Source organism: Streptomyces sp. NPDC047014 (assembly GCF_040644195.1).
Classification (GTDB): domain Bacteria; phylum Actinomycetota; class Actinomycetes; order Streptomycetales; family Streptomycetaceae; genus Streptomyces.
The window spans coordinates 17,492-28,853 of sequence record NZ_JBEYVX010000079.1; the positions used below are offsets into that span (position 1 = coordinate 17,492).

General features: G+C 72.7%; 11 protein-coding genes. 2 read left to right on the forward strand and 9 right to left on the reverse strand.

Annotated elements, in window-relative coordinates; all coding sequences use genetic code 11:
- Positions 1 to 25: 25 nt before the first annotated feature.
- The 9 genes from ABZ873_RS27965 to ABZ873_RS28005 all read right to left on the reverse strand — a co-directional run bounded on the left by ABZ873_RS27965 (position 26) and on the right by ABZ873_RS28005 (position 9,681).
- Positions 26 to 2,086: a phosphocholine-specific phospholipase C gene (locus tag ABZ873_RS27965; protein WP_360877399.1), complete on the reverse strand. Its 2,061-nt coding sequence runs from the start codon at positions 2,084 to 2,086 to the stop codon at positions 26 to 28.
- Positions 2,087 to 2,214: 128 nt separating this feature from the next.
- Positions 2,215 to 2,832 carry an ATP/GTP-binding protein gene (locus ABZ873_RS27970; protein WP_360877402.1) on the reverse strand — a complete coding sequence of 206 codons (618 nt, stop codon included), beginning with the start codon at positions 2,830 to 2,832 and terminating at the stop codon, positions 2,215 to 2,217.
- Positions 2,819 to 3,187: a DUF742 domain-containing protein gene (locus ABZ873_RS27975; RefSeq protein ID WP_360877405.1), complete on the reverse strand. Its 369-nt coding sequence runs from the start codon at positions 3,185 to 3,187 to the stop codon at positions 2,819 to 2,821. The genes ABZ873_RS27970 and ABZ873_RS27975 overlap by 14 nt, the downstream gene beginning before the upstream one ends.
- Positions 3,187 to 3,591: a roadblock/LC7 domain-containing protein gene (locus tag ABZ873_RS27980; RefSeq protein ID WP_360877408.1), complete on the reverse strand. Its 405-nt coding sequence runs from the start codon at positions 3,589 to 3,591 to the stop codon at positions 3,187 to 3,189. Before ABZ873_RS27980 ends, ABZ873_RS27975 begins: the two co-directional genes overlap by 1 nt.
- Complete coding sequence (locus tag ABZ873_RS27985; RefSeq protein WP_360877411.1) at positions 3,588 to 6,026, reverse strand: nitrate- and nitrite sensing domain-containing protein; 2,439 nt, start codon at positions 6,024 to 6,026, stop codon at positions 3,588 to 3,590. Before ABZ873_RS27985 ends, ABZ873_RS27980 begins: the two co-directional genes overlap by 4 nt.
- Positions 6,027 to 6,387: 361 nt before the next feature.
- The gene (msrB, locus tag ABZ873_RS27990; RefSeq protein WP_360877414.1) at positions 6,388 to 6,795 is read right to left on the reverse strand and encodes a peptide-methionine (R)-S-oxide reductase MsrB; all 408 of its coding nucleotides are present in this window, start codon (positions 6,793 to 6,795) and stop codon (positions 6,388 to 6,390) included.
- Between the two features lie 29 nt (positions 6,796 to 6,824).
- Positions 6,825 to 8,222 (reverse strand): UDP-N-acetylmuramate--L-alanine ligase, encoded by a 1,398-nt coding sequence (murC, locus tag ABZ873_RS27995; protein ID WP_360877417.1) that lies wholly within the window; start codon positions 8,220 to 8,222, stop codon positions 6,825 to 6,827.
- Between the two features lie 73 nt (positions 8,223 to 8,295).
- On the reverse strand, positions 8,296 to 8,763 hold the full coding sequence (locus tag ABZ873_RS28000) for an indole-3-glycerol phosphate synthase (protein ID WP_360877420.1): 468 nt from the start codon (positions 8,761 to 8,763) through the stop codon (positions 8,296 to 8,298).
- Between the two features lie 135 nt (positions 8,764 to 8,898).
- Positions 8,899 to 9,681, reverse strand: a complete 783-nt coding sequence (locus ABZ873_RS28005; RefSeq protein ID WP_360877423.1) for a pyrimidine reductase family protein — start codon at positions 9,679 to 9,681, stop codon at positions 8,899 to 8,901.
- A gap of 36 nt (positions 9,682 to 9,717) precedes the next feature.
- Here ABZ873_RS28005 and zapE point away from each other — a divergent pair, with 36 nt between their 5' ends.
- Together zapE and ABZ873_RS28015 are read left to right on the forward strand one after the other, a co-directional pair.
- A complete protein-coding gene (gene zapE / locus ABZ873_RS28010) occupies positions 9,718 to 10,821 on the forward strand; it encodes a cell division protein ZapE (RefSeq protein WP_360877426.1) in 1,104 nt (367 codons plus the stop codon).
- A 66-nt stretch (positions 10,822 to 10,887) separates the two neighbouring features.
- Positions 10,888 to 11,313: an OsmC family protein gene (locus ABZ873_RS28015; protein WP_360877429.1), complete on the forward strand. Its 426-nt coding sequence runs from the start codon at positions 10,888 to 10,890 to the stop codon at positions 11,311 to 11,313.
- Positions 11,314 to 11,362: the final 49 nt, after the last annotated feature.

Sequence of the window (11,362 nt, forward strand, 5' to 3'; positions counted from 1 at the left end):
CGTACCCCACGGGGTTTTTTCCTGCTCAGGCGGTGCGGATCGCCGGGTCGGAAACGCCGGGGGCGCCGGTCTCCACATGGCCCGCGAAGCGCCGCAGGAAGCCGGAGTCGGCGGCGGAGACCACCGTCACGTCGTACCAGCGGCCCGTGGCGCCGAGGTCCACGGTGTGCGTGACGGTGCCGCCCGCGGGGACGCGCAGGGTGCGGGGGGTGCCGCCGTAGGCGTTGCTCACCGTGAGGTCGGCCGCGGTCGTGCCGCCGTTGGTGAGGGTCAGGGCGAGGTTGCCGGTGGAGGTGGCGTGCCGGGCGGTCACCTCGGGGCCGGCCTTCTTGGCCGGGCCCCGCCAGGTGCGCAGGAAGCCGTTGGGGCCCCAGACCGTGAGGTCGATCCGGTTGCCGGTGGAGCCGCTGGTGGACCAGGTGTCCGAGAGGGTCTTGCCCGCCTCGACGCTGTAGGGCCAGGGGCCGTCCGTACGGTTGCCCGAAGTGCTGTGGAAGTGGGCGCCCAGGTTCGGGCCGGACGCGAAGGTCAGGGTGAATGTGCCGGTGGAGACGGTACGGGCGCCGTCCACGTACGGGACGTAGCCGAGGGCGCGCGTGGGCTTGGAGCCGGGCTCCTGCGCGGGCAGGCTGCCGGTGGCCGGCGGGGTGGGCCGGTAGGAGGGGTGGCGGTCCTTGTCCGGCGGGACGTATCCGGCCGTGGAGGGCAGCGCGGCGGGGGCGGTGTCGGCCCGGGTGAAGTCGAAGGCGGAGGTCAGGTCGCCGCAGACGGCCCGCCGCCAGGGGGAGATATGGGGCTCGCGGACTCCGAAGCGCTTCTCGATGAAGCGGATCACGGAGGTGTGGTCGAAGGTCTCCGAGCAGACGTAGCCGCCCTTGCTCCACGGCGAGACCACGATCATGGGGACGCGGGGGCCGAGCCCGTAGGGGCCGGCCGCGTAGCCGCCGCCCCCGGCGTACAGGTCGCCCTTGACGTCGGCGGTGGACAGGCCCCAGGCGGAGGAGGCCGGCGGGTAGGGCGGGACGACGTGGTCGAAGAAGCCGTCGTTCTCGTCGTAGGTGAGGAAGAGGGCGGTCTTCGCCCACACCGCCGGGTTCGCGGTCAGGGCGTCCAGGACCTTGGAGATGTACCAGGCGCCGAAGTTCGTGGGCCAGTTGGAGTGCTCGCTGAACGCCTCGGGGGCCGCGATCCAGGAGACCTGCGGGAGGGTGCCGTTGACCACGTCGGCGCGCAGCCGGTCGAAGTAGCCCTCGCCCGCCTTGGCGTTCGTGCCGGTGCGGGCCTTCTCGTAGAGGGGGCTGCCGGGCTGGGCGTTGCGGTAGCTGTTGAAGTACAGCAGCGAGTTGTCGCCGTAGTTGCCGCGGAAGGCGTCGTTGATCCAGCCCCAGTGACCGGCGGCGTTCAGGCCGTCGCCGATGTCCTGGTAGACCTTCCAGGAGATCCCGGCCGCCTCCAGGCGCTCGGGGTAGGTCTTCCAGCCGTAGCCGGCCTCCTGGTTGCCGAGGACGGGGCCGCCGCCGGTGCCGTCGTTGCCCGTGTGGCCGGTCCACAGGTAGTAGCGGTTGGGGTCGGTGGCGCCGATGAAGGAGCAGTGGTAGGCGTCGCACACGGTGAAGGCGTCGGCGAGGGCGTAGTGGAACGGGATGTCGTTCCGCGTCATGTACGACATGGTCGTGGCGGTCTTGGCGGGGACCCACTGGTCGTACTTGCCGTTGTTGTACGCCTGGTGGCCGCCGGCCCAGTCGTGGTCCAGGCCCTCCAGGAACTGCATGCCGAGGTCGGCCACCTGCGGGTGGAAGGGCAGGATGTCCTTGGTCCCGTTCGACTGGTGGAAGACCGAGGTGCCGTTGTCCTTGAGGACGGGCCGCGGGTCCCCGAAGCCCCGGACGCCCTTCATCGCGCCGAAGTAGTGGTCGAAGGACCGGTTCTCCTGCATGAGGACGACGATGTGCTCGATGTCCTGGAGGGTGCCGGTGGTGCCCTGCGCCGGGATGGCGGCGGCCCGCGCGATGCTGTCGTTCAGCATCGCGAGGGCGGTGGTGCCGCCGGCTATCTGCAGGAACCTGCGCCGGTTGAGTTCTGCCATGGTGTGACGACCTCTGGGGGTGAGGGGCGAGTCGAGGGGCGCCCCAAGGACAGCGTCTCCCGGGTACCGGGCGGGGAGCAGTCCGTGACGGCGCGCCGTACACCTGGCGAACGGCAGGCGCTCCCCCGTCAGCCGCCGGCGGTCGCGGGGGCGGCCGGGACCCCCGCCTTGCCGATGAGCAGGTCGAGCAGGGAGAGCAGGGCCGCGCGGACGTCCGTACGGTCGCGCGCGTCGAGCATCAGCACGGGCGTCTCGGGGTCGCGCAGGCGCAGGGCGGTGGCGATCTCCTCGGCGGTGTAGAGCTGTTCGCCGTGGAAGCAGTTGGCGCCGACGACGAAGGGCAGCCCGCGGCTCTCGAAGAAGTCCACGGCGGGGAAACTGCGGTCGAGGCGGCGGGTGTCGACGAGGACGATCGCCCCGAGGGCGCCGTTCAGCAGGTCGTCCCACATGAACCAGAAGCGTTCCTGGCCGGGGGTGCCGAAGAGGTAGAGCACGACTCCGGCGTCGGTGAGGGTGATGCGGCCGAAGTCCATGGCGACGGTGGTGACGGTCTTGGACTCGATGCCGTCGAGGTCGTCGACGCCGATGCCGGCCGAGGTCAGCCGTTCCTCGGTGCGCAGCGGCTCGATCTCGGAGATCGTCTCCACCAGGGTGGTCTTGCCCACCCCGAACCCGCCGGCGACGAGGATCTTGACCGGGGCCGGTTCCCCGGGGGCGGGCGTGGCGGGCGTGTCATATCCGGGCAAGGTTGTCCCTGATTCTCATGAGCAGGTGGACGTCGGTGGTCTCGGTGGCCGCCAGGGGCGGCCGGTGGTCGATCAGCCCGCGGTCGGCGAGTTCGCCGAGGAGCAGGGTCATCGGGGTGAGGCGGATGCGCATCCTCGCCGCGATCTCGGCGACCGCCATGCCGCCCGGCGACGCGCACAGGGCGAGGATCTCCTGCCACTCGGTGGGCAGGCCGCCGTGCTCCTCGTCTCCGGCGGCGGCCGTGATCGTGGTGTCCATGGTGAGGACGGTGTGCGGGGCGGCTGTACGGCCGTCGGTGAGGGCGTACAGCCGCGTCCGGCGGCGGCCCGCGGGCTGTGGCTCGTCCTGCGGCATTACGCGGACGGAGCCTGGCCGCGCTCGGGGGTGCCCAGCCATTCGCCGAGCGCCTGGGCGGTGCGTACGGCCTCGCCGCCCAGCTCGCCGAGGCGGGCCTTGCGGGAGGTCACCACGATGAGGGTGCTGCCCTCCCCGCATCCGACGATGCACAGGTAGCGGTCGTCCATCTCGACGAGCTGGCGGATGACGCGGCCGCCCTCCACCTCGCGGGAGATGGCCTTCATGGTGGCGGCGATGCCGGAGGCGGCGGCCGCCATGCGCTCGGCCTGGGGCTGGTCCAGGAGGTAGTCGCTGAGCCGGATGCCGTCGTTGGACAGCAGCACGGCCCCCTGGATGCCGGCGATCCTGCTCAGGTTGTTGTCGAGGACGCTGTAGATCATGTCGTTCGATGAGGTGGTCATGGCTGATCCCGTCGGAGCTCTTCTTCCACTGTCTGGGTCCCCTGTTCGTAGTCAGCCCAGGCGTCGGCCACCTCTTCGGGTGTCGCGGCGTCCTGCCGGACGGCTGGTTCCGGCGCGCGGGGCGCGCGCAGTTGGTCGGCGATATGGGTCTGCGGGACGCGCTCGGGGAGGGCGGGCCGCTCGGGCAGGGCGGGGCGGCCGGGGCCGGCCGTGAGCGCGGGCCGGGCCGCGGGCGCGGGCGCCGTACGGACCGCGAGCGCGGGTACGAGCGGCTTCGCGGTACGGCGGCTGGGCAGCCCGGCGCCGGTCCGCGCGGGCGGCGCGGGCTCGTCCGGTACGGGGCGGACGGGCCCGGTGACGGCGGATCCGGTGGCGGCCGACCCGGTGTCAGCGGAACCGGCTCCGGCTCCCGCCCCGGGGAGCGCCGCCGGCGCGGCCGCGGCCAGGGCCCGGGGGGTCCGTTCGCGGGGCACGGTCTCGCGCGGAGCGGCTTCGCGCGGGGCCTCGGCGTCGGTGGCCAGCAGCAGTTCCTGGGGCAGGACCACCACCGCGCAGGTGCCCCCGTACACCGAGCGGCGCAGGGTGACGGTGGCGCCGAGCTGGTCGGCGAGGTGGCCGACGACGAACAGGCCGAGGCGGTGGGCGTTCTGGGCGAGGACGGAGTACGGGGGTGCCTGGTGCAGGCGCCCGTTCATCTCCTCGTAGCGCTCGGGGCTGACGCGGGGGCCGCGGTCCTCGATCTCGACGGAGAGCCCGTCCGCGACGAGTTCGGCGCGGATGACCACCTTGGACTTGGGCGGGGAGAACCGGGTGGCGTTGTCGAGCAGTTCGGCCAGCAGGTGGCTGATCTGGCTGATCGCGCCGGGCTCCACGCTGGTCTCGTCCAGGGCCTGCCGTTCGATGCGCCGGAAGTCCTCGACCTCGGCGGCGGCCTCGCGCAGCAGGTCGGCGACGCGCATGGGCTCGGTGTGCGGGTCGGGGACCTCGCCGCCCGCGAGGATGAGCAGGTTCTCGATCTGCCGCCGCATGCCGACCGTCAGCTGGTCGGAGCGCATCAGCTGGGCGAGCAGCGCCTCGTCGTGGCCGAAGGTGTCCTGGATGTCCTCGGTGAGGCTGAGCTGACGGCTGACCAGGTTCCCGGTGCGGGAGGCGATGCCGGAGGCGAAGAGGCCGAAGCCGTGGCGTTCGGCGGCGAGCTGCCGGTGCCCGTCGACGGAGACCGCGACGGCGCGGGCGAAGGCGTCGCTGACACGGCCGACCTCGTCCCGCTCGCCGGTCACGGACGGCAGGACGCCGGGGTCCACGCTCTGGCCGCGCTGGAGCCGGGCGACGACCTCGGGCAGGGTCTCCTCGGCCACGGTGACCGTGCGTTCGTGCAGGTCGTGCAGGCGGCGCAGGACGGAGCGGGTGGTGAACACGACGACGACCACGACGGCCAGCAGCCCGCCGGCGCTGCCGCCGATCAGCCAGGCGACCTCGCTGTCGAGCTCGGCGGCCTTGGCCTCGCCGCGGGTGAGCACCGAGCGGGCCAGGTCGATGTTGAGGGTGGTCATCTGCACGGAGAAGTTGGCGTGCGCGGAGGACCAGCCGGCGACCTCGGCGGGCAGCCGGATGCCGGTGGCGGTGTCCTTGTGCCCGGAGAGGACGGCGTTCTCGATGCGGGTCTTGGTCTGCCAGTCCGCGGAGCCGACGACCCGCTCGTAGAACCGCTGGTCGCGGGCGCCGAGATGGGGCACGATCAGCGCCTCGTGCAGGTAGCGCTGGGCGCCGAGGGAGCTGACGAACTGGTCGTAGCCGGAGAAGGTCAGGTCGCCGGAGGGTCCGGCCAGGGCCAGGACGGTGTCCTCGCGGGCCACCATCTCGGTGGCCTGGAGCATGGAGACCACCGGGCGGCTGGCCTGGGCGAGTTCGGCGTCCTCGGCGTGGCTGAACTCCTGCTGGTACACCTGGATGACCTTGCCGATCACCTCGGAGTAGTAGGAGAGGGTGCTCTCGGGGGTGCCGCTGCGCAGGTCGGCGCGCTGGCGGAAGCCGGCGAGCCGGTCGAGCTGGCGGGTCACGTCCCCGAAGGACCGGGAGGGGTCCACGGCGAGCCGGCGGAACTCGGCGGCGGCGAGGTCGGTGGCCTCGCGCCGGACGCTCAGTTCGCCCTCGGAGCCTTCGGCGGCCGCCCACAGGGCCGCGGTGGCGGTGCGTTCGGCCTGCATGTCGACCATGAGCGTGTAGAGCGGGGCGCCGATCCGCTCGGACGCCTCGACGTCGGAGCGCAGTTGGGCGGACTGCTCCAGCAAGCGCTGCGCGGTCACCGTCACTTGGGTGCCCATGGCGACGGTGGGGACCACGGCCAGCCAGATGAGCAGCGTGCGCAGGCGTACGGTCCGCCACCGGCGGGCCGGTGACTGCCCTCGTATGCCTTCGGGTTCTGTGGGAGACATCGGTCCTCGGGAGCGGGGGACGACGGGCAGGGGACGGCGAGGGTAGGCCGAAGTCACGGACCGGGCACGGCTGTGGGACGTGGGTGTGCGCGACCGGTCCGCCTGCGGCGGGACGTGAGGGTGCCGATCATAACCAGACACCGCACAAAATCGGATAGATGTCTTCGTCCGGCCCATGCTGCTACCGGAAGTGGATCACCGCAGGCCAGAGACCGGATCGGAACCGGAACGCGATGTCCCCGACACCGGGGCGGGCGGCCGCTCCCGGCCGCCGGGCGCGCCCGGAGCGGCGCAGGCCCGCCCGGGGCCGGGTTCCGGCCTGCCGGGCGGGCCTGCCGCCGTTCTTCCCCTGCTGCCGTACTCAGCCCTGCCCGGGGGTCAGGCGCAGGGAGATGCTGTTGATGCAGTACCGCTGGTCGGTGGGGGTGGGGTAGCCCTCGCCCTCGAAGACGTGGCCCAGGTGGGAGCCGCACTTCGCGCAGCGGACCTCGGTGCGGACCATGCCGTGCGAGGTGTCCGCGAGGAGTTCGACCGCGTCGGTGTCCTTCGGGTCGTAGAAGGACGGCCAGCCGCAGTGGGACTCGAACTTCTCGGTGGAGCGGAACAGCTCGGCGCCGCAGCCCCGGCAGGAGTACACGCCCTCCGTCTTGGTGTCGGTGTACTCACCGCGGAAGGCGGGCTCGGTGCCGGCCAGGCGGAGGACCTGGTACTCGGACGGGCTCAGCTCCGCCTGCCACTGCTCGTCCGTCTTCTCGACCTCGTAGGACATGACTCTTCCGCTCCCTCGTACCGGTGCCGTCAGTTCGACAGGCGGGCGAGGATGGCCGGACCGAGGTCCGTGACGTCACCCGCGCCCATGGTGAGAACGAGATCACCGGGCTTGGCCATTCCCGCGATGACATCGGCGACGGCCGTCTTGTCGTGCTCGGCGGAGACGTCGGCGCCGGCGGCCCGGGCGGCGGCGATGATGATCTCGCTGGTGACGCCGGGGACCGGGTCCTCGCGGGCGGGGTAGATGTCCAGGACCACGGAGGCGTCGGCGAGGGCGAGGGCCTGGCCCATCTCCTTGCCGAGTTCCTGGGTGCGGGAGAACAGGTGGGGCTGGAAGACCACCAGGATCCGGGAGTCCCCGGCGGCGCCGCGGATGGCCTCCAGGTCGGCGGTCATCTCGGTGGGGTGGTGCGCGTAGGAGTCGATGACCTGGACCCCGGCGGCCTCGCCCTTGAGCTGGAGGCGGCGCTTGACGCCGGTGTACTTGCCGAGGGCCGAGGCCAGGTTGTGCGCCGGGATGCCGAGGGCGACGCCCGCGGCGAGGGCGGCGACGGCGTTGTGGGCGTAGTGGCGGCCGGGGACGGAGACGGTGAAGGTGAGCATCCGGCCGTCCAGGACCACGGTGACCTCGCTGGCCAGGCCGCGCGGGGTGATCTTGGTGATGCGGAGGCCGGCGTCCTCCTCCTCGCCGTACGTGACGACGCTCAGGTCCTCGCGGCCCGCGACGCGGCGGGCGATCTCGGCGGCGCCCTCCTGGCCGTGGGCGACGACGAGGGTGCCGCCGGGCACGACCTTGCCGACGAAGGTCTCGAAGGACTCGTAGATCTCCTCGATGGACGCGTAGTTCGCGTGGTGGTCGAGCTCCGCGTTGAGGATGATCGCGACCTGCGGGGCGTACTTGTGGAAGGTGCGGTCGCTCTCGTCCGCCTCGGCCACGAAGATGTCGCCCTCGCCGTGGTGGGCGTTGGAGCCGGGGGCGTCCAGGTCGCCGCCGATGGCGTAGGAGGGGTCCAGGCCCAGGGCCGAGAGGGAGACCGCCAGCATGGAGGTGGTGGTGGTCTTGCCGTGCGTGCCGGCGACGGCGATCGGGCGCAGCCCGTCCATCAGGGCGGCGAGGGCGTCGGAGCGGTGCACGACGGGGATGCCGAGCTCGGCGGCGCGGGCCAGCTCGGGGTTGTCGGCGCGGATGGCGCTGGAGACGACCACGCAGGTGGTGCCGTCGGCCAGGTGGTCCGCGGCGTGCCCGCCGTGGACGGTGACGCCGTGGGCGCGCAGGGCGTCGGCGGTCTCGGAGTCGCCGCGGGCATCGCTGCCGGCCACCCGCGCTCCGCGCTGGGCCAGGATCTTCGCGATGCCGGACATGCCGGCGCCGCCGATGCCGATGAAGTGGGGCCGTTCCATGGCGGTCGGCAGGCCGGGCTTCATTCAGGTCGCTCCAGGATCGAGTGCGGTGCGGTGCGTGCGTGCGCGGGTGGTGGTCCGGGCGTGCGGACCCAGCCTATTCGTTGTGGGCGAAGAGCTTGAGCACGGGAACGCCGACCTTGTGGCGGGCGCGGGAGGCCCAGTCGCGGTGGAAGAACTCCTCGACGAAGTGCGGGGCGGTCAGGACGATCACCTCGTCGGCGCCGTTCTCCTCCACGACGGCCTTCAGTCTGTCGAGGGGGTGGTTGTCGATGAGCTGGCCCACCGCCTTGGCCCCCTTGCCGCGCAGGGCGTTCAGGGAGTGGGCGAGGGCGTGGGCGGCGGGCCCGCGGGCGGCCTCGCCCTCCGGTTCGTCCCCCTCGCGGATGGCTTCGGGGATCTCACCGAGCGCCACGTCGTCGATGGCGCGCAGCAGCCGGTCCTGGTCGCCCCGAGGCTGCATGAGGACGACGAAGGAGACCGGGTCGTCTCCGTGCAGGCTGGTGACGAAGTCCACGTCCACCGTGGTCAGCGGCTGCTCGATCATCAATACGCTCGTGAACACGGACGCCCTCTCCTTCATGGGCCGAGGCCGGCCGACCGGCCCCTGCGGAAACCATCCTGCCCCGCTGTCGCACGGGGCCGGCGCAGGTATATGTGCCCAGCGGAAGCAAAGCGGAACGACAAATTCCGCCCCTTGTCAGATCCGACGGTAGCGGGTGAACAGGAACCCGGCCTCTTCCAGTACGCAGGCGGGCGCGAGCCGGTGCGGAACCGTGACGGAAGGCCCTCCGGCGATGCGCTGGGCATCGCCCGCCGTGAGCGTCGGGGAGATCGTCAGGCACAGCTCGTCCAGCACCCCGGCGGCCACGAACTGCCCCAGCAGCCGGGGCCCGCCCTCGGTGAGCTGGCGGCGCAGCCCCCGGGCGGCCAGCTCCCGTACGGCCCTGCCCGCGTCCACGGCGGCCCCCTCCCCGGCCACGACCACCTCGGCCCCGGCCCGTACGGCCTCGGCCACCCGGCCGGCGGGGGCCCCGGCGCCGGTGACCACCAGGGTCGGCACCAGCGGGGAGGTGAACAGGGGCAGCGAGAAGTCCAGGTCCAGGCTCGCGGTGACGACGGCGACGGCGGGGGCCGGGCCCTGGCCGGAGGCGGCCCGGCGCGCGGCGAAGGCGTCCCGGGCCCGGGCCGGGCGGTAGCCCTCCTGGCGAACCGTTTCCGCGCCGACGACCACCACATCGGCCAGTGCCCGCAGGGTGCCGAAGATCCGCATGTCGGTCTCGCCGGAGATGGGCTGCGAGCGCCCGTCGTGCTGGGCGGCGCCGTCCAGGGTGGAGACCATGTTGGCCCGCAGCCAGTGCCCGTCCGCCGCGAGCGCGGGGTAGGCGTAGGCGTCCGCGAGCTCGTCCAGCGACCACTCGCGGTCCGCCGGGTCCGGGGCCGGGGCTGATGTCTGATCGGTCACAGGGAACAGGCGTCGCATCGGTGCAGTGTGCCACGCCCCGTAGAGTGGAGTGCTGTGCCGACATCACTCCCGACCCCAGGTCGCGCCGCGGACCGGCCCCCGATAGCCGACGCCGGGCCGCAGGCCCTGTGCGCGCGCGAGCCGCGGGTGCCCGCCGAACGTCTGGTGGCCGAGATGGTGCCGCCGCCCCGGTTCGACTCGGTGCGCTTCGACACCTACAACCTGGATCCGGCCCAGCCGAGCCAGGCCGAGGCCGTCACCGTGCTGAGCGGCTTCGCCGCCGGACTGGGCGGGGCGCACGCGAGCGGTTCCGGGCGCAAGCGCTGGTTCGCCCGCAAGCCCGCCGCCCCCGCGGCCCCGCGCGGGGTCTACCTCGACGGCGGCTACGGCGTCGGCAAGACCCACCTGCTGGCCTCCCTGTGGCACGCCACCCCGGCCGAGCCCGCGCTCAAGGCGTTCGGCACCTTCGTGGAGCTGACGAACCTGGTGGGCGCGCTCGGCTTCCAGCAGACCGTGCAGACCCTCGGCGGGCACCGGCTGCTGTGCATCGACGAGTTCGAGCTGGACGACCCGGGCGACACCGTCCTGGTGTCCTCGCTGCTCAGCCGCCTGGTCGAGCGGGGCGTGGCGCTGGCCGCCACCTCCAACACGCTGCCCGGTAAGCTCGGCGAGGGCCGCTTCGCCGCCGCCGACTTCCTGCGGGAGATCCAGGGGCTGTCGGCGCACTTCCGGCCGCTGCGGATCGACGGCCAGGACTACCGCCACCGCGGGCTGCCGGAGGCCCCGGCCCCCTTCTCCGACGAGCAGGTCACCAAGGCGGCGTACGCGACCGCGGGCGCGAGCCTGGACGACTTCCCCGGCCTGCTGGAGCACCTGGCCCGGGTGCACCCCAGCCGCTACGGCGCGCTGACCGACGGGATCACGGCCGTGTGCCTGACCGGTGTCGGTCCGGTGCCGGACCAGTCCACCGCGCTGCGGCTGGTGGTCCTCGCCGACCGGCTGTACGACCGGGAGGTCCCGGTGCTGGCCTCCGGCGTGCCCTTCGACAAGCTGTTCAGCGAGGAGATGCTGAACGGCGGCTACCGTAAGAAGTACTTCCGCGCCATCTCGCGGCTCACCGCGCTGGCGCGCGACGCGAAACCCCTGGTGTCCCAGTAGGTTTGGGTGCGCCGGGCTCCCCTCTCGGGGGTCCGGCCGTTTCCCCACTCCTGCGAAGGGACCACCATGGCCACCACGCGTCACGCGCACACCGTCTGGGAAGGCGACCTGCTCAAGGGCAAGGGCGTCGTCAGCCTCGACTCCTCGGGCATCGGTTCGTACGACGTCTCCTGGCCCGCCCGTTCCGAGGCCGCGAACGGCAAGACCAGCCCGGAGGAGCTGATCGCCGCCGCCCACTCCAGCTGCTTCTCGATGGCCCTGTCCCACGGCCTCGCCGGCGCGGGCACCCCGCCCACCCGGCTGGAGACCAAGGCCGACGTCACCTTCCAGCCCGGTGAGGGCATCACCGGCATCCACCTCACCGTGGAGGGCGAGGTGCCCGGCCTGGACAACGACGCCTTCGTGGCCGCCGCCGAGGACGCCAAGAAGAACTGCCCGGTCAGCCAGGCCCTTTCGGGTACGACGATCACCCTGAGCGCCAAGCTCGCCTGACCGCCGCAGCAGCAGCGCGTCGAAGGGGTACCACTGCCCGAGCAGCAGC

What these genes read in the sequence shown, in the direction of transcription:
- ABZ873_RS27965 (WP_360877399.1), bottom strand. Translation starts at nt 2,086, where the DNA reads ATGGCAGAACTCAACCGGCGCAGGTTCCTGCAGATAGCCGGCGGCACC.
- ABZ873_RS27975 (WP_360877405.1), bottom strand. Translation starts at nt 3,187, where the DNA reads ATGCCGCAGGACGAGCCACAGCCCGCGGGCCGCCGCCGGACGCGGCTG.
- ABZ873_RS27980 (WP_360877408.1), bottom strand. Translation starts at nt 3,591, where the DNA reads ATGACCACCTCATCGAACGACATGATCTACAGCGTCCTCGACAACAAC.
- ABZ873_RS27985 (WP_360877411.1), bottom strand. Translation starts at nt 6,026, where the DNA reads ATGTCTCCCACAGAACCCGAAGGCATACGAGGGCAGTCACCGGCCCGC.
- msrB (WP_360877414.1), bottom strand. Translation starts at nt 6,795, where the DNA reads ATGTCCTACGAGGTCGAGAAGACGGACGAGCAGTGGCAGGCGGAGCTG.
- murC (WP_360877417.1), bottom strand. Translation starts at nt 8,222, where the DNA reads ATGAAGCCCGGCCTGCCGACCGCCATGGAACGGCCCCACTTCATCGGC.
- ABZ873_RS28005 (WP_360877423.1), bottom strand. Translation starts at nt 9,681, where the DNA reads ATGCGACGCCTGTTCCCTGTGACCGATCAGACATCAGCCCCGGCCCCG.
- ABZ873_RS28015 (WP_360877429.1), top strand. Translation starts at nt 10,888, where the DNA reads ATGGCCACCACGCGTCACGCGCACACCGTCTGGGAAGGCGACCTGCTC.